This is a genomic window from Kiritimatiellia bacterium, assembly GCA_026417735.1.
Lineage (GTDB): Bacteria > Verrucomicrobiota > Kiritimatiellia > PWTM01 > PWTM01 > CAACVY01.
Genome location: JAOACR010000009.1, coordinates 93,080 through 118,603, shown reverse-complemented (window position 1 = coordinate 118,603; position 25,524 = coordinate 93,080). Strand labels below are relative to the sequence as shown.

Sequence of the window (25,524 nt, the reverse complement as noted above, 5' to 3'; positions counted from 1 at the left end):
CGGAGTCTCCCTGGCTGGGAAACGGGCATCAGCAGCGACGCCGGGCACCTCAATCGAAAGGAGACCCGTCATGGCACATGAACTCGTCAAACTCCCTTATGCGGTGGATGCGCTCGAACCACACATTGATGCGCGGACGATGGAGATCCACCATGGCAAACACCACGCCACCTACGTGAACAACCTGAACGCGGCGCTCGAAAAACACCCGGCGCTGTTCGGCAAATCACTGGAGGCGTTGCTGGCGGATTTGGCGGCGGTGCCGGAGGACATTCGTACCGCGGTTCGCAACAACGGGGGCGGCGTGCTCAACCACAATCTGTTTTGGCAGTTCATGACGCCGAAGAGCGCAGGCAAGCCCTCGGGCGAGCTCGCGCGTGCGATTGACTCAACCTTCGGTTCGTTCGAGCGGTTCAAAGAGGAGTTCCAGAAGGCGGCGCTCGGGCGCTTCGGCTCCGGCTGGGCGTGGCTGGTGGTGGATGGCGGCCAATTGAAAATCGGCTCCACCCCAAACCAGGACAGCCCGGTGATGGCCGGGATTTCGGAGCTCCGCGGGCACGTTGTGTTGGGCATTGATGTCTGGGAGCATGCGTACTATCTCAAGTACCAGAACCGGCGAGCGGATTATGTGGCGGCGTGGTGGAATGTGGTGAACTGGGACTTCGCCACCGAGAGGTTCCTGGCTGCGCGCCGCTGATCTGCGGGACCTGGAGGCTGGGTGCTCCGCGAGAGCGGAGTGCCCAGCAACGGCGGCGGATCCTGCCCGTCCCCTGAAGGTATGGTGTTTTATTGAAGCGCGCGGGTTTGGTCTGAGCGAGCGCACTGCTAGGGGATTTCTCCGGCGGCCCGATCTCCCTCTCAACGATCCCCCCTCGGGTTTCATGGTGTGGCTCGCCTTATCGGTTGGCGGGAGCACTGGGCCGATGGTCCGGGAAGTTGGCGGCATAATCAGTCTCTGACGCAGTTTCGAAAGGAAGAGGCGGACTGCATCGGACGGCCTTTGCGTTGGAGGGAGGTCCAACGATAGGGGCGAGACTCCGATAAAGTGGCGGGGGGCGTTTCGTAACTAAGTCGAGAAAAAAGTCTTGACGATCTATTCGGCTGTGCTAGTGTCGGCGTGTCTCGAGGAGTGCGAGCCATGACAATGAGCGAGATTCGGCGGGTAGCTGTTGTGGTCGTGGCCATGGTGGTCGGAGGAGAGGCTCTGGCACAGACATACACTTGGACCCAGACGGGCTCGGGCGTGCACAACTGGTCAACGGCAGGCAACTGGACGCCCGGCGCGCCACCGGTTGGTGGTGATCCGACCCATGTGATCGTTGTCAATGCCGCCGGCGCAAACAATACGGCGCTCAACGATCTGGCCGGTTCGTTTCGGCTGAATCAGCTTCATTTGCGGGCCGGCAACACGATCATTGCCGGCAATACGCTCGTCTTCACCAACAATGGAACCACGATGCCGGCGATCACGAACGGTGCGGGCGGGTTCCGTATCATTCAGAACGACTTGGTGTTCGGCACCAACATTCAGTTTGTGATGAGCCAGGGGCAGGGGCTGCTACTGACCGGAAACGTTGGGTTGGGCGGCAACGTGCTGCGGCAGATTGACACGTGGGCATCGGCGACCACGTGGGCGACGGTGACGAACTCCGGGACTGTCAGCAATGGCGGGATTCGCAAGATTGGGCAGGGGCAGTTGGTGCTGAGCGGCGCCAACACATACTCTGCGGGAACGCGAGTGGAGGCGGGAGTTCTGCAGTTCAACTCTGCGGCCTCTATTGGGGGAACGGGCGCCAATGTGACGAATGATGGAGGAGCGGTCGCATTTCATTTCCCCGGCGTAATGGCTGTCGCGACCACACGCCTGGGCTTGATCTCGGTCGGAACGCTCGCGATTTCTCCGACGAACAGCAGCGAACTGATCGATTTTTCTCTGCCGCTCTTTACGAACACCTATCTGGGTGCGGTCGGGACGGTTTATTATGACCTCGCGAACCATATCCCGAAGGTGAGCGGGGCGACCAATGTGTGGCGTTTGGGAGGCGGCGCAGGAAGCCTGATCGTCACCAGTTCGATTGGTGGAGCCGACAGCGTCGTGATTGGAGGCGGAGGGCAGTACTCCCATGTGCTGCTGGCCGGCAACAACAGTTACAGCGGGGAGACTCTTGTTCATCAGGTGATGCACCTACTGATTACCAACGCGAACCAGGGGCTTGCGGTGGGACTGGGGAGTTCGCCGAGACTGGTGGTGAGCAATGCAACGGTGTCGTTCGGAAACGCGATCGTCACGAACACCATCATTTCCTACGGCGGGGTCGTCAGCCCGATGTACAATTTCACTCTGATCCGGTTCGTGCCGGGTACGACGAATGTGATCGAGGGGCCCATCGTCGCGATCGGCGGATTTGCGGCGAAAGTGAACGTGGGCAGCGGGGTGGGCCTGCATATTGTCCGCGGCGGCGTGATCGGGACGAATGTGGGGGTTGCGTTCTACGACGACACTGTCCCGAACCCGATCATTCTGACCAACAAACCGGTTTTGCTGGGGACGTCGGGGACGCTGAGCGGCCACAACCTCTTCATTGGGGTGCAAAGCAACGTGGTGGGGCTTCTGAACATCGACTGGGGGCAGGGTGGGCACCTCACCGTTCCGAATGCGTTCGTCGGCGCACCGGGTCTGAAGCTCGGGGTCAGTGGTAGTAGCGCAATCAACTGGCTGAATTTGAACGGGTATGACCACACGGTCGGCTTTTTCATCGTGACGAACCAGACACCCGGGCTCGTCTATTCGCACTACATCATGAGCACCAACCCGGCAACGTTGACCTTCCACAATCCCACGAACCGGATTTACGAGTATGAGGGGCGGTTCACCGGCGCGGTTTCGCTGGTGAAAAGCGGCCAAAGCACGCTGCGACTTCACGGCACGAACTTCAGCACCGGCGCGACGGTGGTGCAGGGCGGCGCGCTGGTCGTGTTGCCGGTGGGCGGCATCGTGCAAAGCCCGGTCACCGTGAACGGCGGTTCGCTGCTGCTGCCGAACGCGACCAACATTCTGGGTGCGTCCGCAACGTTGACCGTGAACGCCGGTGGAGCGGTGGGCGCGACCTACGGCCTGGATCAGACCTTCATTGACGACATCTACATCAAAATGGGTGGAGCGTCGCCGACCTATGCACTGGGAAGCAACTCGAGTTCGGCGATTGATTTTTCCGATCCGTTCCGCCCCGCGCTGCAGAACGCGTTTCTGGGCGCGGCGCCGGTGACAAACGTGTTGGTCTTCAGCGGAACTGTGGCGTGGGGGAACAACAACGTCAGGCTCGGCGGTGGCGGCGGCGTGCTCGAGTATCGACGGTGGGTGGGCGTTGGGACCAACCTCGTGATCGGAACAGTGGGAGGCGATCCGAACAGTGTGGTGTTCCTGCCAATCACCAATGCGCATGATCGCACGATCATTCAGTCTGGGACGCTCGCGGTGTCGAACGACTCGGTGCTGGGCATGGTGCCGTTCGACCTGACCGAAACCAACATCGTGCTGCGGGGTGGCTCGCTCATCGCGGCGGTGAGCAGCTTTCAGACACATCCCGACCGCCGGATTGGCCTGGATGGCCCGGGCGGCGGCTTGGGCGCTGACACCGGTCTAACGTTGTTCGTTCGCAGCCCGATCCTCAGCACCGGCTGGCTGACAAAGGTGGGAGCGGGCGGCGCGGTGCTATTGAGCCCGTGGAACACGTACAGCGGCGGCACGATTCTGCGCGAGGGCGTTCTGAACATCACGAACGAGTATCTCGGCGCGACCGGCGCGCCGTTGGTCTTTAGCGGTGGCGTGTTGCAGGTGAGTGCGAACATGACGCTGCGCAATCGCGCGATCACAATGGCGGCGAACGGCACGATGCTGGTGGACACCACCGCGGTGCTGCAGGTCACCAACTCGATTTCGGGGCCGGGCGCGCTGGTGAAGGCGGGCATGGGACACCTTTGGCTGACGGGCAGCAACACGTTCAGCGGCGGACTCATCGTCAGCGGCATCTTCGAGCGGCATCCCAATAGCCGCGTGCTGGTCAGCAACGCGTACGCGCTGGGAACCGGTCCGATCATTCTGACGAACGGTGGGCAGCTTTTTGTAAACTCGGGCGTGCTGACCGTCACGAATCCGCTGGTGCTGCACGGCGGCGACCAGTCCACTTCCTACAGCGGAGCGCTGCAGGCGTTCAACGGGAGCGATGTGACATGGAGCGGCCCGGTCGCCGTCTCCGGCGCGCTGACTCGCGTGACGGTGTGGAACAACTCAACGCTGCGCCTCACCGGCGGCATCATTGGTGATCAGCCGGTCAACTTCAGCGCGCAGAACGGCAGCATCATTATTCAGGGGCAGCCGATCACGGTCACCAATGTGGGGTTGTACTACTTCTCCGGCGGCAACAACAACTTGGGGACCAACTACTTGAACGTCGCCGGCAACACGATGATGCAGGTCCGGATTTGGCAGGGCGGGCTACTTGTGCTGGGTGTGGAGAACGCTCTGCCCACGAACGTGAACCTCACCATCGGGGATCTGCAGTTCAATACGCGCGGCACGCTGGACCTCAACGGCTACAACCAGAGGATCGCAAATCTGTTCTCTGGCACGAACTTTATGGCGTCGTTCGTGACGAATCGCAGCGCAACGCATGCGACATTCACGGTTGTGCAGACGCTCCCGACAAACTACCTCGGCCAGTTCAGCGGCAATATGTCATTCGAAAAACGGGGGCCGGCGGAGCTGAAGCTGCACGCGGACAGCTTCCACACTGGTGCGACGCGTATTCTGGAGGGTGCGCTGACGCTCATCACAAACGGCGCACTCTCCGCCAGTTCGACCATCGAGATCGGTGCGGGCGCGCAGCTGACCGTCACCGGCCGGCTGGATCAGACGCTCACGCTGAATCCCGGCCAGACGCTGAAGGGCGAGGGTACGTTGCGGGGCGGGCTGATCGTCGGGAATGGCGCGACCCTGTCGCCGGGCACCAGCCCGGGTGTGCTCACGGTGATCGGCGACGTGGCGCTCCAAAGCGGCTCGACGTTCGAGGTGGAGGTCCTCGGGCCGTTGGCGGGCCAGTACGACCAACTTCTGATGACATCGTCGTCCATGTTCACCCCGGGCGGCGCGACGCTTTCGATCCTGGCGCCGAATCCGCTCACGCTCGGGTTGGTGTTCCCCATTGTGACCGGATGGGGCGCCATTGCACCGAGCACGTTTGCGGGGTTGCCGGATGGTGCAACGGTTGTCGGTGGCGTGAACACCTTCCAGATCAACTACGGCACGCTCACCGGCTACGAGGATGACGTCACACTGACGGTGATCCCCGAACCGGCGACGCTGGCGTTGGTGGGCCTCAGCGCGGCGGTGTTCGTGTTGCGCCGCCGCCTTCGCTGAGTCGCCGGACGGGTTGATCGAGCCGGACCGGTAGACCAAATTGGTCTGCCGGACGCATGAACAGACCTCACCCCAAACCGCCATGGCTGCGCAAGCCCTTAGTTCCGGGCGAGACCCAGGTCCGCCGGGTTGTTGCGGACGCTTCGCTCCACACTGTGTGCGAAGAGGCTCGCTGTCCGAACCGGCGCGAGTGCTGGTGTGAGGACCGGTCCGCGACGTTTCTGATCCTCGGCAACCGGTGCACGCGGCGCTGCGACTTTTGCGCGGTTGGCCGGGAGGCGCCGGAACTGCCCGACCCGGGGGAACCGGAGCGGATCGCGACGGCGGTGCGGGCGATGTCGCTGCGTTTCGCGGTGGTGACGATGGTTACGCGTGACGATCTGCCGGATGGCGGGGCCGCCGCGATGGCGGCAACGGTCCGCGCCATCCGGGCCGAGGTGCCGGACTGCAAGGTGGAAGTCCTCCCCTCCGATTTTGGCGGGCTGAGGCGCTCCCTCGAGATGCTGGCTGGCGCCCGCCCGGAGGTGTTTGGGCACAACATTGAGACGGTGCGGCGCCTGACGCCCGAGGTGCGCCGCGGGGCCAGCTATGAGCGTTCGCTCACGGTCTTGCGGACGTATCGGGAGCTTGACCGGACCGCGGTGTTGAAATCAGCGTTGCTGGTCGGGTTTGGCGAGTCGCGCGACGAGGTGCTGGAAACGCTCGACGACCTGCGCGCGGCGGGCGTGGAAGTGGTGGCGATTGGGCAGTACCTGCAACCGGCGCGGGATCGGCGCCCGGTGGCACGGTACTGGACGCCCGAGGAGTTCGACGCGCTGCGGGAGGAAGCGCGGCGCCGCGGCTTCGCGCACTGTGAGGCGGGGCCGTGGGTGCGGTCGAGCTACCGGGCAGAACTCATGTATCGTGCTGCGCTCGCCGGACGTGGGCAGTGATCGCCGGTCCGGGGGGGCCGAGCGCCGGGGCTAGCTGCGGTCGTCGGACTGAACCAGGTCGGCGACCTGCGCGACGGTGAGTTCGTCGAGACGGTTCACGATAAGGTCGGCCCCGCTCAGTGCTGCGCGAGGGTGCGTCGTCGTCACCGCGATCACCGACATCCCGGCGGCACGGGCCGCCCGGATCCCGACTGGGGCATCCTCGAAGACCACACAGCACTGTGGCCGCAGATGCATCCGCTCCGCGGCGCAGAGAAACACATCGGGCGCCGGCTTGCCGCGCTCTACGTCCTCCGCGGCAACGATGGTTTGAAAGCCGTCCAGGCCGGTGACGCGCAGCAACGTCTCAATGTTCTCGCGATGCGTTGAGGAGGCGATCGCACGGGGAATTCCGCCCTCATCCAACAGTTTCAGCCATTCGCGTACGCCCGGCAACGGCGCGATACCGCGGTCGCGGACGCTGGCGCGGAAGAGTTCCTCTTTGCGCAGCGACAGCCGCCGGATTTCCGCGGGATCCCAGGTCCAGCCGAGCAACTCGGGGATGATCTGCTCGTTTTTCATGCCGAAGCCCCGCTGAAAGTGCCCAGGCGGCAGCCGGTGACCCGTTTCGGCGGCCAGAAGTTCCCAACTGCGCTCGTGGTGGGCGGAAGAGTCCACCAGCACGCCGTCCCAGTCAAAGATCGCACCCCACCGGGTCATGCGCGGGGGAGAAAATGCGTCGCGCGGCCGCCAAAGAGCTCTGCGGCCTCCATCAGGGTTTCGGACAGTGTCGGGTGCGGATGGATCGTCAACGCGAGGTCCTCGGCGGTGGCGCCCATCTCGATGGCCAGAACGCCCTCGGCAATCATGTCGCCCGCGCCGACACCGCAGATGCCAACACCCAGTACGCGGCCGCTGTCGGGGTCCACCACCAGTTTCGTGAGACCCTCGGTCCGTTCGAGCGTGAGCGCGCGGCCGGAGGCGGTCCACGGGAAGCGAAGAACACGAACGGGACGGCCCTCGCGTTCGGCTGCGGTCTCCGTCAGTCCGGCCCATGCAATTTCCGGGTCCGTGAAAACCACCGCGGGAACTGCGCGCGGATCCCAGGCAGTTTTGCGTCCGGCGATCGCCTCGACCGCGACGCGCGCCTCCGCCGTCGCCTTGTGCGCCAGCATCGGCTCGCCGGCGACGTCGCCGGCGGCCCACACCCGCGGATGACTGGTCCGCCGACGATCATCCACCCGTACACAACTACGACGGTCGGTTTCGACGCCGGCGCTGTTCAGCCCTAGGTCTTCGGAGTTCGGACGCCGGCCAACGGCGATCAGCACGCGGTCGAAGATCTCGTGGCGGACACCGGTGGGCGTTTCGATGTCCACGGCAATGCGCTGGTCCTGCTCGTGTGCGCTCGCGACGCGGGAGTCCAGCCAGATCGCCTCAAATCGTTCTGCGAGGCGTCGCGCGAGCGGTGCGACCAGATCGCGGTCCGCGCCGGGCAGCAAACCGGCGGTCGCCTCGACCACGCACACGCGACTGCCGAGCGCCGCGTAAACGGTGCCCAGTTCGAGGCCGATGTAGCCGCCGCCGACCACCAGCAGACGCGTGGGGACATCGGGCAGCTCAAGCGCGGCGGTGGAGTCCATCACGCGCGGTGTGACCGGCCAGCCGGGCAACATCGCCGGGCGCGAACCAGTCGCCAGAAGCGCCGCGTCCCATTCGATCGTCCGTGGTCCGTCGTGCGTCTCCACCAGAAGGCGATCCGGCCCGTCGAAACGGGCCCGGCCCCGCAGAAACTCGATCCCGCGCGTCCGCCGCAACTGACCGAGGCCTCCGGTAAGCCGTCGTACCACCGAGGCCTTCCACTCTCGCAGCCGGTCCAGTTCGATCCGGGCCGGAGGGCTCTCGACGCCGCAGCTGCGCAGCTCTCGGGTTTCCTCGAGCACGCGCGCAACGTGCAGCAGCGCCTTCGACGGGATGCATCCCCGGTACAGGCACACTCCGCCGGGATGTTCCTCGAGATCTATGAGCGTGACGCGAAGCCCCAGGTCCGCCGCATGAAACGCGGCCGGATACCCCGCGGGTCCGCCGCCAATCACCACCAGCCGTGATGGAGTGAAGGGGGTGTTCATGGTGTCGTTTCCATTCCGCTCAGTATACGTTCGAATCGCGACCCCGCCAGGCGGTTCGTTCGGGCCGCGGACGCGATCGGCCGATCCGCCGCAGGCGGCGGTTCGTGCGCATCGTTCAGGAGTGCGGCCCAGGGTCCAGGGATTGGACAACCGTCTGCGAAGCGTATCCAAGCCTTGGATGGTCCCGCAGAATTGTCCCATCTGCAGCGGGTCTGCTATCGTGCCCGGCGCCACCGTCGGCGGATGCCGGGCGGGCGGGACGGGGTCGCAGCGATGAAAGCGAAAAAGTCGGCCTACGCGGCGGCGGGGGTGGACATTGACCGAAAGATGGCGGCGCTGCGCCGGGCGACGCGCGCGATCGAGGCGACGTTCACTCGTGGTGTCGTCGGGCGACTCGGCTCGTTTGGAGGAGTGTTTCGGTCGCCCGGGCGAGAGATGCTGCTGGTGGCCAGCACCGACGGCGTCGGCACCAAGCTCAAGGTCGCCGTGATGACCGGACGCCATGACACGGTGGGCGAAGACCTGGTGAACCACTGTGTGAATGACATCCTCGTGCAGGGTGCCGAACCGCTGTTTTTTCTGGACTACATCGGCGCCGGCCAACTGGATCCCTCCGTGCTCGCACAAGTGATCGAGGGGCTGTGCCGAGCTTGCCGGCAGAACGGCTGTGCACTCATTGGGGGGGAGACGGCGGAGATGCCGGGGCTGTATCCGCAGGGAGAGTACGATCTGGTCGGCACGATCGTGGGCGCCGTCCCGCGCCGCGAGCTCATTACGGGGCGGGAGATCCGGGCCGGCGATGTGCTGGTCGGGCTTTCGTCGAGCGGCCTGCACACCAACGGCTACTCGCTGGCGCGGCGGATCATCTTCGAACAGGCGCGGCTCACACCCGCCGACCTGCTGCCGGGAGACGGCCGCACCGTCGCGGACGCGTTGCTGGCGGTGCACCGCAGCTATTTGCAGCCGGTGCGTGCGCTGCGGTGCGCGGTACGTGTGCGGGGCCTTGCGCATATCACCGGCGGCGGATTCCCGGACAATCTGCCGCGCATTTTGCCCGCGGGGTTGGCCGCGGTCGTGGACCGGCGCGCCTGGATGCCGCCGCCGTTGTTTGCGTTCCTGCAGCAGGCCGGCGGCGTCGATCGTGACGAGATGTACCGCGTGTTCAACATGGGGATCGGCATGGTGGCGGTGGTGCGGCCGAAGGATCTGGACGACGCGCTGCGGGCGTTGCGCCGCGCGGGTGAACGGGCGATGCCGATCGGCGAGGTGCGGCCGCGGCGCGATCGCGCGGTCGAGCTGGCGGGATGAGGTAGGATGCCGATGGAGGCAGTCATGACGGCGATTCGGCGGGCGTTGATCAGTGTGTCGGACAAGACCGGTCTGGTAGACTTCGCGAGGGCGCTGACGGAGTTTGGGGTGGAGATCCTCTCCACCGGCGGCACCGCCGCCGCGCTGCGGGCCGCACAGGTTGCGGTGCGCGACGTTGCGGACTTCACCGGTTTTCCGGAGATGCTCGACGGCCGGGTGAAAACGCTGCACCCGCGCGTGCACGCAGGGATTCTGCACCGCCGCGATCTGCCCGCACACCTGGAGGCGATGCGCGCCCACGGGTTGGAGCCAATCGATCTGGTCGTCGTGAACCTGTACCCGTTCGAACGGGTCACCGCGTCGGCCGGGGCGGAGTGGGAGACCGCGATCGAGAACATTGACATTGGTGGGCCCGCAATGGTGCGGTCGGCCGCCAAGAACATGGACGCGGTGACGGTGGTCACCGACCCGGCCGACTACCCGCGGGTGATTGACTGCATGCGGGCGAACGGTGGGGCGACCACGTTGGAACTGCGGCGGGAGCTGGGTCTGAAGGCGTTTGCGCGCACCGCGCAATACGATGCGGCGATCGCCAGCTGGTTGCGCGGTCGGGTGGGAGGGGTGGCCGCGCCGCTGGTGCTGGTGGGCGGACCCGGTGCGCCGCTGCGGTACGGAGAGAATCCCCATCAGGCAGCCTGGCTTCACCCGGACCCCGCCACCCCAGGGCCGGCGATTGCGCGCGCGCGGCAGCTTCACGGTCGGGAGATGTCGTTCAACAATTTTCTCGACGGTGACGCGGCGGTTGAGACGATCCGTGAGTTCGGCGACGCGCCGGCCGCAGTCGTGATCAAACACAACAACCCGTGCGGCTGTGCGACCGCGGACACGCTCGCCGCTGCGATCGAGGCGGCGTGGGAGGGGGATCCGGTGTCGGCATTCGGCAGCGTGATCGCGGTGAGCCGGCCGATGGATCTGGCCGCCGCGGAACGGCTGAAGGGCCGGTTTGTTGAGGCGCTCATTGCGCCGGCGTTCGAGCCAGAGGCGCTCGAGTTTTTACGCCGCAAGAGCCGCGACCTGCGGTTGCTCGAGCTCGACGCACCGCTGGCCCCTCCCTCGCCGGCGCCGCGGGTACGGCAGATCGGCGGCGGCTGGCTGGTGCAGGAGGGCGACGCGGGCGTCGTGCAGCACTGGGTGGTGCCGACGAGCACGCCGTTCCCAGAATCGAAGCGAGCGCTGGCAGAGTTCGGGATCCGGGTGGCGAAGCGCATTCGCTCCAACGCGATTGCGATCGTGCGCGAGCACGCCCCAGGCCGCTTCGCGCTGCTGGGGATGGGGGCGGGGCAGCCGAACCGCGTCGATGCGCTCGCCCGGCTGGCGGTGCCGCGCGCGGTGGAGAACCTCCGGCGTCTGCACGCGGTGGCCGGCTATGGCGAGAACCAGCCCGAGTTCATCCAGCGTTCGATCGCGGAGTGCGTGCTCGTGTCGGACGCATTTTTCCCATTCCCGGACAGCATTGAGCAGGCCGCAGCCGCCGGCATCAAGTTGATCGTGCAGCCGGGCGGTTCGGTGCGGGACGAGGAGGTTGTCGCCGCCTGCGACCGGTTCGGCATCGCGATGGTGTTCACCGGCATGCGACATTTCCTCCACTGAGGCGCCATCGCGCCGCGGTCCGGCTCTGCGATGGTCTTCAGCTCGCCGATCTTCTTGTTTGTGTTTCTTCCGGTATTGCTCGCGGTGTACTTCGCGGCGCCCCGGGCGGCGCGCAACACGGTGCTGTTGCTGGCGAGTCTGTTGTTCTACGCGTGGGGGGAAGGTCCCTACAGCATGGTGATGGTCGCGTCGATCACCATGAACTACGCCTTCGGGCGCGCGATCGGCGGGCGGGAGGGACGCGAGCGCCGGCGCTGGACCGCGGCGGCGGTCGCCGCCAATCTGGCGCTGCTCGGATGGTTCAAATATGCGAACCTCGTGGCCGCCACGCTCGCACCCTCCCTTGTGGCGGCGGGGCGCTGGACACCGGTGCATCTACCGATCGGCATTTCTTTTTTCACGTTCCAGGCCCTGTCCTACGTGCTCGATGTCGCCGCTGGCCGCACGCGGCCGGAGCGCAATCCCGCGCGGCTTGCGCTGTTCATCTCGCTGTTCCCGCAGCTGATCGCCGGTCCGATTGTCCGCTGGCTGGATCTGTCGCCCTCGCTGGAGCGTCGCCGGGAGACCATCGCGGCGGTCGCATCGGGCATTCGACGGTTCACAGTGGGGCTGGGCAAGAAGGTGCTGATTGCGAACGTGCTGGCCGAACCGGCCGACGCCGCGTTCGGTGCGATCTCCGCCGGCACGCTCTCCGCCGGCGCCGCGTGGTGGGGCCTGGCGTGCTATGCCGGCCAGATCTATTTCGATTTTTCTGGCTATTCCGATATGGCGATCGGCCTGGGCCGGATGTTCGGGTTTGAGTTTCCGGAGAACTTCCGCCACCCGTACGCGGCGAGCTCGATGACGGACTTCTGGCGCCGCTGGCATATCACGTTGTCCACGTGGTTCCGCGACTATCTCTACATTCCGCTGGGCGGCAATCGCGGCGGGGGGCTGCGCACCGCGCGGAATCTCGCGATCGTGTTTGTGCTCTGCGGGCTCTGGCACGGGGCCGCATGGACGTATGTGGTGTGGGGGCTGTGGCACGGCGCGCTGCTGGCGCTGGAGCGGCCGCTGCGCGACCGGCGGGCGCCGCCGTGGACGGCACCGCTGCGCCACCTGTATGTGTTGCTGGCAGTGGGGGTGGGCTGGGTCCTTTTCCGCAGTGCGGACTTCACCGTGGCGCTGGCGTACCTGCGGGCCATGGCGGGACTCTCCGCCGCCGGCATGAACGTGCAGGACCTCGGGATGGCCACACCGCCGGTCGTTGCGGCGCTTCTCGCCGCGGTGATCGGCTCGGTGCGCTGGCGCATTCCGCGCAGTGTTGGCCTCACGCGCGCCTGGCTGGCGGTGCCGGCCTGCCTGGTCGTGTGGCTGCTTTGCTGGGTGCGGCTGGCCGCCGGCACCCACAACCCGTTCATTTATTTCCGGTTTTGAGCGTACTGCCGTCATCCGCTGCTGGCGATCGTGCGGCGCGCACGGTGGACCTGGCGCTGGTGCTGGCGTTTGCGGTGTTCCTGCTCGCTGGCTGGTTGCCCGCGCAACTCGGCTGGGCACCCGATCCGGCCCGCGCGGCGCTCAGGGAAAACCGGTCTTTGCACCCGTGGCCGCGCCGTTTCCCTCGAGGGGCATGGACCCACTGGTCCCGAGAGTTCGAGCTGGCGGTGCAGGACCGTCTGGCGTGGCGCACGTCGCTCATCGCCGCTCATCACCGGATGATGCTCGCGCTCGGCGTCTCGCCGCGGCCGGAGGTGATCGTGGGTTCGGGCGGCACGCTCTTCTACGACGAGCTTCGGCGGCGCGGTTACCGGCCGGTGAGGGGGTACGGGGCGACCTTCGCGTACCCGGAACCGCAGCTGCGCCTCATCGCGCGGGTGTTGGAAACGCGGCGCCGCTGGCTCGAGCGCCGGGGCATTGACTATCTCGTTGTATTGATCCCGGACAAGCAGTCCGTGTATCCCGAGCGGCTGCCGAGAGAGCTGGCGCGGGCGGCCCAACCGTCGTCGGCCGCGGCGCAGGTGGTGGATGCGCTTCGCCGGTGGACCGGTGTGGACGCGCTCGACCTCACACCCGCTCTGCGTGCGGCGCGGGGGCTCGGTGAACTTTACTATCGGTATGACACCCACTGGACCCCGCTCGGCGTCGCGGTTGGCGCGGCCGCGATCGGCGAGCATCTGCGAACGCGCTGGCCGCAGTTGCCGAGAGTTCCGCTGCGGTGGCGCCAGGGGCAGCCGGTGCGCCCGCCGTACCTCGATCTGGCGCGGTTACTCGGCCTCGAGGCCTGGTATCACGAGACCGCACCGGCGGTCCACATTGAAGACTGGCCTGCCGCCCGGCTGGTCCGCGCCGGTACCGGCACCGACCCCATCGAGTTTGTGACCGAGCACACGAACCGGCCCTCCGCATGGGTGCTGCACGACTCGTTCACCGGGTTGCTCGCGCATCATTTGGCCCCGCTGTTTCACCGCTCGCTGTTTCAGTGGCATACGCGCGCCGCATTCTGTGCGGCGGACATTCTCGCCTGGCGACCAACGTTGGTGATCGAAATCTTCGTTGAACGGCACGCGAATCTGTGGCGAGGCAACGAGCCCGAGATCGCCGCCGAGGAAGAGCGCGCCGCCTTCGAGAGGTCGAACCGGGTACTCGCGTTTGCGGAGTCGCCGCCGGTGCACGGCGAGGACGGCACCGAGGTGGCGCCGACGAACGGCAGCTGGCAGGTCTGTGCCGGCCCACACGGCGCGGTGGTGCGACTGGCCGGCCTGCACCTGGCACCGGAGGCGGATGCGATCATGCGATTCGGCTTTGACTCCACGTCACCGCTGCGCTTGGAGCTTTCGTGGCGCCGGGCAGGTCGGCCGGTGCGGCTTCACGCTCGGTTGGCGCCGGGTCGCGTCGAGTGGTGGGTGCGACTTTCGGCTCCGGACGATGACGGCCCGTATCGCTTGCGGGTGGCGGGTGCGGAGACCTTTGTGCTGTTGGCACCGGAGGCCCGTGCGGTGCCTCGATGGGAACACACCGCTGGCGGGGTTCCGCCGGCGGATGTACCGTAGCGCCATGGGCAGGAGTGCGCTGATCGGACTTGCGACGCTGGCGCTGGTCGGATGCGGGCGGAACGAGGCGCCGTCGGTGCGCAGCTGGCGCGAGCCGCCTCCTGCGCCGGTGGCGCCGGTCGCCCCGGTGGTTTCAGAGCAGGCTGTTGTCTGGCAGCTGCCGCCGGGCTGGCGTGTGCGCGAGGGTGGCGGAATGCGCCGGGCGACGTTCGAGGTGGAGGTCCGCGGCGCGGTGCACGAATGCAGTCTCACGGTTTTGCCCGGCGAGGCGGGCGGGATCGAGGCGAACGCGCGTCGCTGGGCGGCGCAGATCGGTCGGTCGGCGGAGGGACCGGAGTGGCTCGCCTGGCTGGCCGCCAGCACGGCCGGCACCACCCGCGCGGGAGCGCCGCTGTGGATTTTCGATTTTTCGCGTTTGCCGACTGACGCTCCCGATGCGCCCTCGATGCTCGCCGCAGTGGTCCGGCGGCCGACGGACACGCTCTTCTTGAAAATGGTGGGCTCGGGAGAGGCGTTGAACGAGGTGCGCGACTCGTTCACGGAGTTGGCGCGATCCCTTCAATGAACCTAGGGCATCGTCAGTGGTCGTGCCCGGCCGGTTGCGCGGAACGCGCGGTGCGGCGCGCCGGGCTTGCGGTGTGGGTGGCGGCCGTGGGGCTGCCGGCGGCGGAGGTTTCGCTACGCGGGGACCGGCTGTCGATTCGCGCGGAGGATGAGCCGCTGTCGGCGGTGCTCGGTGAACTGGCGCGGCTGGGGGTGCGGGTGTGGATGGACCCGGCCGCGGACCGCCGCGTTCACGTGGCGCTGCCAGATCGGGAGGTGGACGCGGCGCTGCGGGCGGTGATCGCGCCGCTGGACTCGATGGTGTCCTGGAGCGTGGTGCCCGGCCCTGCGGGGGGCTTCCGGCAGCTCTCCGAGATCCGTGTGTTTGCGCCGGGTCGGGCGGACCGCGCGCGCCCAATCGAACCGCCCCCCCGTCGGCTGGAGCTCTCCCGCGGCGCGGACGGTCGGGGCCCGTTGCACGTGGACCGTGAGGTACTGGTCAGCGTGCGGGCCGGGACATCGCCCTCGGAGTTCCTGAGATTTCTCAGCGTGTGGGATGCGTCGCTGGTTGGCTGGGCGCCGGGCGGAGTGTATCGGTTGCGGCTCCCGCGGGGTGCGGATGCGCTGGCCGTCGCGGATCGCATGCGGGCCGATCCGATTGTGCGGGCAGCGGAGGCGAACTACGCGATTCGTCTACCGCCGCCGTCGATGCCCGGGGGTTCCGCCGCGGCGGCGGCGGGCGCACCTGCCGTGGGTGCGGTCTCCGCGGTGGGCAGCGTCGCGGTGCTCGATACCGGTCTTTCCCTGCCGCCCGGTTGGACCATTGCGCTGGCCGGTGCATGGGATGCGGTGCGGCCGGGCGAGCCCGTCCAGGATCCGGTCGGGCACGGGACTCAGATGGCTCTGGTGGCCTCTGGCGCGGTGGCACCGGATATGGCCGCGCCGGTGGGGGCGACACCGGTGCTCGCGATTCGAACGTTCGACGACGAGGGCGTCACCTCGAACTTCGACCTGCTGCGCGCGATCGCGTTCGCGTCGGAGAGCGGTGCGTCGGTGATCAGCATGAGCTGGGGCACGGAAACGCCGAGTGAGTTTCTGCGGACGGCGGTCGCGGAGGCGCAGGGCCGGGGGCTGCTGGTCGTCGCGGCGGCCGGCAACGAGCCGGTCGGTCGGCCCTATTATCCGGCGGGGTATCCCGGCGTGATTGCGGTGGCCGCCGCGATGCCGGACGGGCGGCCGTGGGAAAAGTCGAATCACGGGGATTTTGTCGTGGTTGCGGCGCCGGCGACCGCGCAGTTTCCCATCGGCTACGAAGGGCCGGCCGGTCGCTATGCGGGCACCTCCACCGCCACCGCCTACACCGCCGCTGTGCTGGCCCAGTGGCTGGCGCGAAACCCCGGCGCGACGCCGGCGCAGGCCTCCGAAGCGTTGACGCGCGCGCTCAGCGACGCGGGGGAACCCGGCCGCGACCCGCACTACGGTTACGGGCTGCTGGACGCGGCCGCGGTGTCGCGGTTGTTCGCGACGCCTCCGCGCTGAGCCGGCGGCGCGCAAGGGATGGTGGTGGGGGAAGGATTCGAACCTTCGAAGGCATAGAGCCGGCAGATTTACAGTCTGCTCCGTTTGGCCGCTTCGGTACCCCACCGGAGCGAAGACGAGATGATAGCGTTGGCGGTTGCGTTGTCGAGTTGCCGGCGGTGACTTGAGGGCGTTGCCGCTGGCCGGATATTCTGAGCGACCACCGTGCGGCGTCGGCCAGCGGCGGTCCACGAACGAGGCCCTCGATGAACGAGCGCAAGTCGGAGCTCAACGGATGGGTGCACGGTTTTCGGCTGGAGGAGACCGTCGAGCTGCCCGAGATCGATGGGGTGGGGCGGCGGTTCACGCACGAGCGCAGTGGCGCGCGCCTGTTGCATCTCGACGTGCGCGACGACGAGCACCTCTTCGTCGCCGCGTTTCGCACGCCCCCTCCGGACGACACCGGTCTGCCCCACATCCTCGAGCACACCGTGTTGTGCGGGTCGCGGCGCTACCCGGTGAAGGATCCCTTCGTGGAAATGCTCAAGAGCAGCCTCGCGACCTTTCTGAACGCGATCACGTGGCCCGACCGGACGATCTACCCCTGCGCGAGCGCGAACCTCCGCGATTTCCGCAACCTGATGGCGGTCTACTGCGACGCGGTCTTTCATCCGCTGCTCACCGAAGACCACTTCCGCCAGGAGGGCCATCACCTCGCGGTGGCAGACCCGGACCGACCGGACAGTCCGCTGGTGATCCGCGGTGTGGTGTTCAACGAGATGAAGGGCGCGTACAGCACGCTGGACGGCATGCTGGACCGGATTGCGACCGCCGCGCTATTGCCCGACACGCCCGCCGGGCGCGACTCCGGCGGCTGGCCTGAGGCGATCCCGTCGCTGACCTATGAGCAGTTCGTACAGTTTCACCGGAACTACTATCACCCCTCCAACGCCTATCTGATTCTGTACACCTCGTCGCCGCTCGAACCTCACCTAAAATTTCTGGACGAGGAAGTGTTGGCCTCGTTCTCGCGGCGGTCGCCCCCGCCGCCGATCCCGCTCCAGCCGCGCTGGACTGCGCCGCGCCAGGTGGAGGCCACCTACCCCGCGCTGCCGGGTGAAACGCCCGAACGCCGCAGCGTGGTGACGATCGACTGGCTGACGCACCCCAGCGACGACGTCGAGACGTCCGTCGCAATGAGCGTCGCGTTCCACTACCTGCTCGCGCACGCGGGCTGTCCGCTCCGGCGCGCGTTGGAAGATACCCACTGGGGCGACGAAGTGCTCTGCGAGCATTCCTCCGCGCGGCGCGAGACGACGTTCACAGTCGGGCTCCTGGGCACGGATGCGGCGCGCGCGCGGGAGATCGAGGCGCTGGTGTTCGATGTGCTTCGGCGCGAAACCTCCCGAGGCTTCGACCGCGAGCTGCTCGACGCCGCGTTCCACCAGTTTGAGCTCGGCGCCCTGCACATCCCGGAACTCTTTCCGCTGACGCTTGCGGATCGCGTGCTGCTGATGTGGCTGTACGAGGCCTCACCGTGGACGTGGCTCGAGATCCGCTCCCGGCTCGCGGTGCTGCGCGAGCGGATGCGCGAAGAGCCGCGATACATCGAGCGTGCGGTAGAGCGGTGGTTGATCGCGAATCCGCACCGGGTGGCGGTGGTGCTGCGGCCGGACCCGGAACTGAACCGCCGCCGCGAGGAGGAGTGGAGGCGCCGGCTCGAGGAGCGCCGGCGGTCCATGTCGCCGGCGGAGCTCGAGCGGCTCGCGCGCGAGACGCGCGAACTGGATGCCCGAACCGCGGCGCCGAATCCGCCCGAGGCGCTGGCAACGCTACCGCGGCTGTCGCTGGCGGACGTCTCGCCGGAGCCGCGCCGTCTTCCGACGACGGTGCAAACCGTCGGCGGGCGCCCGATGCTGCGGGTCGAAACGTTCACGCGCGGCGTCGCATATGTGGCGCTGGCGGCCGACGTCAGCGAGCTGTCGGCCGAGGACTGGGTGCGCCTCACGCCGCTGGTTCCGCTGTGGTTTCGGACCGGGGCGGCCGGTCTCGATCACGCGGCGATGGCGCGTCGAGAGTCAGCGGTCTGTGGTGGTTTGGCCGGCAGCTTCACGGCGACCGCCCACGTCGGCACGCCGGACCGGCTGCGGCTCTACCTGATGATCGCCACATATGCGCTGGACGAGCGCCTGCGTTCGGCACTGGATCTGCTCACGGACCGCTTGTGGTCGCCGAATCTCTTGGATCCGCCTCGCGTGCAGACGTTGCTCGGCGAGCTGCAGTCGGGGCTCCGCGATGACGTGTTGCATTCCGGCACCAAATATGCGGCCAGCCGGGCGGGGCGGCACTTCGGCCCGATTGCGGCGTGCGTGGAGGCGCTGAGCGGGTTGGAGGTGGTTCGAGCGTCGCGCCGGTTTGCGGAGGCCGCCGATCGGGACGGCGAGGCGGTGGGCGCGGAGTTTGAGGCTGTTCGCCGACGAGTGCTCTCGGTGGCCCGTTGGCATGTTGCGGCGGCGGGATCGGACGCTGCGATCGACACGATCGCCGGCTGGTTCCGGGAGTTTGTCGGTCGCTGTCCGCAGCCCGCGGCCGTCTCACCGCCCTCGTGGCGGGCGGTGCCCCCGGTGGAACTGGAGGGCATTGCGGCGCCCGCGGATGTCGCGTTCACCGCGCTCGCGGTGCCGGCGGTACCGTGGGTGGATCCGCGCAGCGCCGCACTGCGCGTGCTGTGCCACCGTCTCACACTGGATCATCTCTGGACCGAGATCCGGGTGCGCCGGGGTGCGTACGGCTGCGGCGCGATGTACGCGCCGGTGTCCGGCGTCGTCGTGCTGTCCAGCTATCGGGATCCAACGCCCGCCCAGTCGCTCGAAATTTTCCGGCGCATCCCCGACCACGTGGAACGGGAGATGGACCTCTCGCCGGGCGCGGTCGAGCAGGCGGTGATCGGCACGCTCAAACCATTCGAGCGCCCGTACCGGCCGGCTCATGCGGTGGGCGAGGCGCTGGCGCGGTACCTGAGGGGGGAGGACGAGGAGTTCCGGCGTCGCGAGCGCGCCGCGCTGTTGCGAGTGGATGCGGCCGCGATCCGCGAGGTCGCGGCCACGGTGCTGCGACCGTCGCTGGCGCGGTCGGCGGCCTGTGTGATCGCGAACCGGGACCAGCTTCGCGCAATGCCGGTGCCGGAGGAGCGGATCGAAGATCTCTGATTCGATGAACCGGCCGGGCCCACTGCTGGCGGTCCAGGACCTCACGGTCGAGTTCGCTCTGCCGGAAGGCCCGCTGCGCGCGGTGGATGGGCTCTCGCTGGAGGTGCGGCGTGGTGAGGTGGTCGGCCTGGTCGGTGAAAGCGGGTCGGGCAAATCGGTGACCGCGCTTTCTGTGCTGCGGCTGTTGGAGGGTGTGGCCCGCTATCGCGCCGGGCGGATCGAGTGGCTGGCCGATCCGGCACGTCCGCGGGACCTGCTGCAGCTGCCGGAACCGCAACTGCGGGCGATCCGCGGCAGGGAGATCGGCATGGTGTTTCAGGAACCGATGACCTCGCTGAATCCGCTGCACACGATCGGCCGGCAGCTTGCGGAGGCGGTGCGGCTGCACCGCGCAGTGCCCCCCGCTGAAGTCCGCCGCGAGGTCGTGGAGTGGCTGGGGCGCGTGGGCCTGCCCGAGGCGCAGCGGCGCCTGGACGCGTGGCCGCATGAGCTCTCCGGCGGGGAACGGCAGCGCGTGATGATTGCGATGGCGCTGATCAACCGGCCATCGTTGCTGATCGCGGACGAACCGACCACCGCGCTCGACGTAACGATTCAGGCGCAGATTGTGGAGCTGGTGGCCCGCCTGCGCGCGGAGCTCGGGATGGCGGTGCTCTGGATCACGCATGATCTGGGGCTGCTGCGCCGGCTGGCGGACCGCGTCGTGGTGATGTGGCGGGGGCGGAAAGTCGAAGAGGGACCGACGGAGCGGGTGCTGAGCGCGCCAGAGCATCCCTACACGCGGCGGCTGGTGGAATCGGTGCCTGCCGGAGGGCCGGTGGAGATACCGGCGGGGGCGCGCGAGGTGATCTCGGTGGAGGGACTGACGGTGGAGTTTCCGGTCCGTCGCGGCCTGCTTCGGCGCGAGGTGGGGGCGGTGCGGGCGCTCAAGGGCCTCAGCCTGCGGCTGGCGGAGGGGGAGTCGGTGGGGCTGGTGGGCGAGAGCGGCTCCGGCAAGACGACCGCTGCGCTGGCGCTGCTGCGGCTGTGGACGCGCGGCCTCGTGCGACAGTCCGGCCGCGTCGTGTATGCGGGCCGTGATCTTGCCTCGCTGTCCCGCACGGCGCTGCGGTCGCTGCGGCGGGAGATGCAGATCGTCTTTCAGGATCCGTTCGCATCGCTGAATCCCCGCATGACAGTGGGCCAGATTGTCGGCGAGGGGTTGGCGGTGCACGAGCCCGGGCTTGCGCCGGCGGAACGTGCGCGGCGGGTGGAACGGGCGCTGACCGCGTTGGGGTTGGAGCCCGCGCACGTCCACCGCTATCCGCACGAGTTCTCCGGCGGCCAGCGGCAACGGATTGCGCTGGCGCGGGCGCTGGTGCTCGAACCGCGGCTGTTGGTGCTCGACGAGCCCACCTCCGCGCTGGACGTGTCGTTGCAGGCGGAGATCGTGCAGTTGCTGCGCTCGATTCAGCGCGAGCGGAGAGTCGCGTTCGTGGTGATCAGCCACGACCTGCGCGTGGTGCGTGCGCTCTGCCACCGCATTGTCGTGTTGCGCCGCGGGGATGTCCTCGAGCAGGGGCCGACCGCGGACGTGCTCAGTTCGCCCAGCACCCCCTACACTCGCGCGCTGATCGCGGCGGCGTTCGACTACCGCGCGATTGAGGGGTCGGCCGCATGAGATGGCGCCGCCGATGGTCGCCGCTCGCGCGCCGTCGCTGGGCCGCGTTCCGCGCAAACCGGCGGGGATTCGTCTCCGCGATGCTGTTCACGTTGCTGTTCGCGGTCGCGCTCGCGTCGCCGTGGCTGGCCGCAGACCGGCCGTGGGTGGTGCGGGTGGGTGGGCGGTGGTACTGGCCGCTGTGGCAAAACGTCAGCGAGGCGGAACTCGGGGGCGTGTTTGAAACGGCGGCGGACTTTCGCGACCCGTATGTCGCCGATACGCTGATTCGAGCACGGGGCGGGTGGATGCTCTGGCCGCCGATTCCGTACGGGCACGACACCGTGGATCTGGATGCGCCCGAACCGGCGCCGTCGCCGCCAGGCCGACGCCACTGGCTCGGCACCGACGATCTCGGCCGCGATGTGCTGGCGAGGGTGCTGCACGGCCTGCGGATCTCGCTGCTCTTTGGGCTGGCACTGACGGTGGTCAGCGCGGTGATCGGCACGCTGCTGGGGCTCTGGCAGGGCTACGCGGGCGGCTGGGTGGATCTCATTGCCCAGCGGCTGATCGAGCTGTGGGGTGCGATGCCCCGGCTCTACATTCTGATCATCATGTCCGCCGTGATCGAACCGGGGTTTGGCTCGCTGCTGGGCATTCTGCTGCTCTTTTCGTGGATGAGTCTCGTACACGTGGTGCGCGCGGAGACGCTGCGCGCGCGCAACTTCGAGTACGTCCGCGCCGCCCGCGCGCTCGGTGTGCCGGAGTGGCGCATCGCGCTGCGGCATGTGCTGCCGAACGCGCTCGTCGCCGCGATGACCTATCTGCCGTTTCAGCTTGCCGGCTCGCTGACGATGCTGACCTCGCTCGACTTTCTCGGCCTCGGCCTGCCCCCCGGCTCTCCATCGCTGGGAGAAATGTTGCAGCAGGGCAAGGCGAACCTGCACGCGCCCTGGTTGGGCCTGACCGCGTTTGTCGCACTTTCGACCCTCTTCATGCTGGTGGTCTTCATCGGCGAAGCGGCGCGCGATGCGATGGATCCGCGCAAAACGATGCGGAGCGGAGGGAGCGGATGACCGCTTACATCCTACGCCGTCTGCTGCTGATGGTACCGACGCTGTTCGGGATCCTGCTGATCAATTTCGCGATCATCCAGTTTGCACCGGGGGGGCCAGTCGAGCAGATTCTTGCGCAGCTGCGCGGTGTGGGCACGGACGTCGCGGGGCGGATCAGCGGCGCGACGGGCACCGAAGCAGTCGGCGAGCCGGCGGGCGCGCGTCCGGCCGACTCGATCTACCGTGGCGCGCAGGGTCTCGACCCGCAGTTCATCGAGGAGCTGAAGCGTCAGTTCGGCTTCGACCAGCCGGCGCACCGGCGGTTCTGGCGGATGTGCCGCGATTTTCTTCGCTTTGATCTGGGTCGTAGTTTCCACCGCGACCGTCCGGTCTGGGCGCTGATCCGGGAGAAGATGCCCGTCTCGATTTCGCTGGGAGTCTGGTCCACGCTGCTGATCTACCTGATCTCGATCCCGCTCGGCATCCGGAAGGCCGTTCGCGACGGCAGCCGATTCGACGCCTGGACCAGCGTGCTGGTGATCGCCGGCAATGCGATTCCCAGTTTCCTGTTTGCGATTCTGCTCGTGATCGTCTTTGCGGGTGGCCGCTACCTGCAGTGGTTTCCGCTGCGGGGATTGGTGTCGGAAAACTGGGCGGAACTCTCGTGGGGGCGTCGGATCCTCGATTACGCGTGGCACATGACGCTGCCCGTCGCGACGATCACCATCGGCGGGTTCGCGTCATTGACGATGCTGACGAAGAACTCCTTTCTAGACCAGATCCATCTGCAGTATGTGACGACGGCGCGGGCGAAGGGGTGCTCGCCGCGGCGGGTGCTCTACGGGCATGTGTTCCGGAACGCGATGCTGATTGTGATCTCCGGCTTTCCCGCCGCGCTGATCCTGATGCTGTTCACCGGCTCGGTGCTGGTCGAAGTGATTTTCAGTCTGGATGGCCTTGGGCTGCTCGGCTTCGAGGCGGCGCTGAAGCGGGACTACCCGGTGATGATGGGCACGCTGTACATCTTCGAGCTGCTGACCTTGCTGCTGGCGCTGGTGAGCGACATTACCTACACGCTGATCGATCCGCGGATCGACTTCGAGCGGCGGGCATGACGCGCGGCATCGCGATTGTGCTTGCACTGCTGGTCGCGGGGGGAGTGCCGCGCGCCCCGGCGGAGTGGTCGAACGGCGTTTGGCGCGCGCACGCGCTGGCGCTGCACGGGGAGCCAAAGTACCCGCGGGACTTCCGCCACTTCGAGTACGTGCGGCCAGACGCGCCGAAGGGCGGCACGCTGCGGCTGGCGGAGGAGGGCGGGTTCGATTCGCTGAACCCCTTCATTGCGCGCGGCAGCGCGCCGCTCGGCATGACGCTGGTGTTTGAAACGCTCGCGGTGAACAGCGGCGACGAGCCGTTCACGATCTACGGTCTGCTTGCCGACACGATCGAGATGCCTTCGAACCGCGCGTGGGTCGCGTTTCATCTGCGGCCGGAAGCGCGCTGGCACGACGGTGTGCCGGTGACCGCCGCGGACGTGCTCTACTCGTTTGAGGTGCTTCGCGAGAAGGGCGCGCCGACCTACCGGCTGTACTACCGCAACGTCGAACGCGCGGAGGCGCTCGACGCGCGCACCGTCCGGTTTTATCTGGCCACGAACCATCCGAACCGCGAGCTGCCGCTGATTGTCGGCCATCTGCCCGTGTTGCCGGCGCACTGGTGGACGAACCGCGACTTTGCGGCGGTGACGCTGGAGCCGCCGCTCGGCAGCGGGCCGTATCGCGTGGCCGCGCTGGAGGCGAATCGGTTCATTCTGTTCGAGCGCGTGACGAACTACTGGGGCGCGTCCGTGCCGGTGGTGCGGGGCATGTACAACTTCGACCGCGTGCGCTACGAGGTCTACCGCGATGCGACGGTGAGTCTGGAGGCGTTCAAGGCGGGTGCCTACGACTGGCGCGTGGAAATGAGCGCGAAGGATTGGGCGCACGGTTACCGCACGCCGGAGCGGGAGGCGGGCGTGCTGCGGTGCGAGCTGTTCCCCAGCGGTCGCATCGCCTCGATGCAGGGATTTGCGCTGAACCTGCGTCGTCCGCTGTTCGCGGACCGTCGCACCCGCCGCGCGTTGCAGCTGGCGTTCGACTTCGAATGGGCGAACCGCGCGCTGTTCCATGGGCAATACCGGCGATGCCGGAGCTATTTCGGCGAGTCGGAACTGGAGGCGCGCGGCCGGCCGGAGGGGGAGGAGCTGCGCCTGTTGCAGCGGCTCCGCGAGCGCTACCCCGCCGCGGTGCCGGAGGAGGTGTTCCTCGAGGAATATCAGCCCCCTCGCACCGAGGCGGATGGGGGCGAGATTGCGCACCGTCTGTCGGTGCGCTCGAACTTGCTCGAGGCCCGTCGTGAGCTGCTTGCGGCGGGGTGGCGACCGCGCCCGGACGACGGCCGGCTCGTGCATGCGCAGCTGCGCGACGCGGGGGGGCGGCCGCTCGAGTTCTCGTTCGAAATCCTGCTGGTGCAGCCCGCGTTTGAGCGCGTCGTGCTGCCGTTCACGATCAATCTCCGCCGACTGGGCATCGAGGCGCGCGTGCGAACGGTGGACATGTCGATCTACATGAACCGGATCCTCGCGTTTGACTTCGATGTGATCGTGGCGAACTGGCCGATGAGCGAGAGCCCCGGCAACGAACAGCGGGACTACTGGCATTCGCTGGCGGCGAACCAACCGGGGAGCCGTAACGTGTTGGGACTGGCCAATCCAGCGGTGGACGAGCTGGTCGAGGAGCTCATCCGCGCCGAGGACCGGCCGTCGCTGGTCGCGCGGGTGCGTGCGCTGGATCGTTTGCTGCAGTGGGGCTACTACTGCATCCCCAATTGGTATCTGCCCTGGCACCGGATCGCCTTCTGGGACCGGTTCGGGTACCCGCCCCCGCACCCGGCGGTGGGAACCCACTGGATCTATTGGTGGTTCGACGCGGAAAAGGACGCTTCGCTGGCGGCCCGGCGTGAGGCGGCGCGGCGCTCTCGTCGAGCCAGATAAGCACGAGCAGGTCTTCTGCTGTGGCGACGCCCGGCGGCGATGCAGCGCTCGACCACATCGGCCGGATCGGAGCGCGCCGGCGGCAG

Annotated in this window: 16 protein-coding genes and 1 tRNA gene; 14 read left to right on the top strand and 3 right to left on the bottom strand. The window is 67.5% G+C overall.

Annotated features, from left to right (window positions below; all coding sequences use genetic code 11):
- Positions 1-70 precede the first annotated feature (70 nt).
- The 3 genes from N2652_04180 (at position 71) to lipA (ending at position 6,348) form a co-directional block, all read left to right on the top strand.
- On the top strand, positions 71-697 hold the full coding sequence (locus tag N2652_04180; protein ID MCX7818395.1) for a superoxide dismutase: 627 nt from the start codon (positions 71-73) through the stop codon (positions 695-697).
- A 447-nt stretch (positions 698-1,144) separates the two neighbouring features.
- Positions 1,145-5,416, top strand: a complete 4,272-nt coding sequence (locus tag N2652_04175) for an autotransporter-associated beta strand repeat-containing protein (GenBank protein MCX7818394.1) — start codon at positions 1,145-1,147, stop codon at positions 5,414-5,416.
- 56 nt (positions 5,417-5,472) lie between these two features.
- A complete protein-coding gene (lipA, locus tag N2652_04170) occupies positions 5,473-6,348 on the top strand; it encodes a lipoyl synthase (protein MCX7818393.1) in 876 nt (291 codons plus the stop codon).
- Positions 6,349-6,378: 30 nt separating this feature from the next.
- Here the strand turns inward: lipA and N2652_04165 are convergent, their stop codons facing one another.
- Positions 6,379-7,047, bottom strand: a complete 669-nt coding sequence (locus tag N2652_04165) for an HAD family phosphatase (protein ID MCX7818392.1) — start codon at positions 7,045-7,047, stop codon at positions 6,379-6,381.
- A complete protein-coding gene (gene lpdA, locus N2652_04160) occupies positions 7,044-8,456 on the bottom strand; it encodes a dihydrolipoyl dehydrogenase (GenBank protein ID MCX7818391.1) in 1,413 nt (470 codons plus the stop codon). The genes N2652_04165 and lpdA overlap by 4 nt, the downstream gene beginning before the upstream one ends.
- Before the next feature lie 273 nt (positions 8,457-8,729).
- Between lpdA and purM the strand changes: the two genes are divergently transcribed.
- The 6 genes from purM to N2652_04130 are packed head-to-tail and all read left to right on the top strand — an operon-like array spanning position 8,730 to position 16,525.
- Positions 8,730-9,764 (top strand): phosphoribosylformylglycinamidine cyclo-ligase, encoded by a 1,035-nt coding sequence (gene purM / locus N2652_04155; protein ID MCX7818390.1) that lies wholly within the window; start codon positions 8,730-8,732, stop codon positions 9,762-9,764.
- A 24-nt stretch (positions 9,765-9,788) separates the two neighbouring features.
- Entirely contained in the window at positions 9,789-11,414 is a 1,626-nt protein-coding gene (gene purH, locus N2652_04150; GenBank protein ID MCX7818389.1) for a bifunctional phosphoribosylaminoimidazolecarboxamide formyltransferase/IMP cyclohydrolase, read from the top strand.
- A 30-nt stretch (positions 11,415-11,444) separates the two neighbouring features.
- Entirely contained in the window at positions 11,445-12,830 is a 1,386-nt protein-coding gene (locus tag N2652_04145; GenBank protein ID MCX7818388.1) for an MBOAT family protein, read from the top strand.
- Complete coding sequence (locus N2652_04140) at positions 12,827-14,443, top strand: hypothetical protein (protein MCX7818387.1); 1,617 nt, start codon at positions 12,827-12,829, stop codon at positions 14,441-14,443. The genes N2652_04145 and N2652_04140 overlap by 4 nt, the downstream gene beginning before the upstream one ends.
- Positions 14,444-14,447: 4 nt before the next feature.
- Positions 14,448-15,008, top strand: a complete 561-nt coding sequence (locus N2652_04135) for a hypothetical protein (GenBank protein ID MCX7818386.1) — start codon at positions 14,448-14,450, stop codon at positions 15,006-15,008.
- Positions 15,005-16,525 (top strand): S8 family serine peptidase, encoded by a 1,521-nt coding sequence (locus N2652_04130; protein MCX7818385.1) that lies wholly within the window; start codon positions 15,005-15,007, stop codon positions 16,523-16,525. Before N2652_04135 ends, N2652_04130 begins: the two co-directional genes overlap by 4 nt.
- 19 nt (positions 16,526-16,544) lie before the next feature.
- Here N2652_04130 and N2652_04125 read toward each other — a convergent pair.
- Positions 16,545-16,631, bottom strand: a tRNA-Tyr gene (locus N2652_04125).
- A gap of 139 nt (positions 16,632-16,770) precedes the next feature.
- On the opposite strand from N2652_04125, the gene N2652_04120 reads away from it, so the two are divergent.
- Genes N2652_04120 through N2652_04100 form a run of 5 tightly spaced genes read left to right on the top strand, consistent with a single transcriptional unit; the run spans position 16,771 to position 25,438 of the window.
- Entirely contained in the window at positions 16,771-19,713 is a 2,943-nt protein-coding gene (locus N2652_04120) for an insulinase family protein (protein ID MCX7818384.1), read from the top strand.
- Positions 19,714-19,717: 4 nt separating this feature from the next.
- Positions 19,718-21,373 carry a dipeptide ABC transporter ATP-binding protein gene (locus N2652_04115; GenBank protein MCX7818383.1) on the top strand — a complete coding sequence of 552 codons (1,656 nt, stop codon included), beginning with the start codon at positions 19,718-19,720 and terminating at the stop codon, positions 21,371-21,373.
- Positions 21,370-22,428 carry an ABC transporter permease gene (locus N2652_04110; protein MCX7818382.1) on the top strand — a complete coding sequence of 353 codons (1,059 nt, stop codon included), beginning with the start codon at positions 21,370-21,372 and terminating at the stop codon, positions 22,426-22,428. The genes N2652_04115 and N2652_04110 overlap by 4 nt, the downstream gene beginning before the upstream one ends.
- Positions 22,425-23,522, top strand: coding sequence for a microcin C ABC transporter permease YejB (locus N2652_04105; GenBank protein ID MCX7818381.1), 1,098 nt, complete (start codon positions 22,425-22,427; stop codon positions 23,520-23,522). Before N2652_04110 ends, N2652_04105 begins: the two co-directional genes overlap by 4 nt.
- Positions 23,519-25,438 (top strand): extracellular solute-binding protein, encoded by a 1,920-nt coding sequence (locus tag N2652_04100; GenBank protein ID MCX7818380.1) that lies wholly within the window; start codon positions 23,519-23,521, stop codon positions 25,436-25,438. The genes N2652_04105 and N2652_04100 overlap by 4 nt, the downstream gene beginning before the upstream one ends.
- The last annotated feature ends 86 nt before the right edge of the window (positions 25,439-25,524 follow it).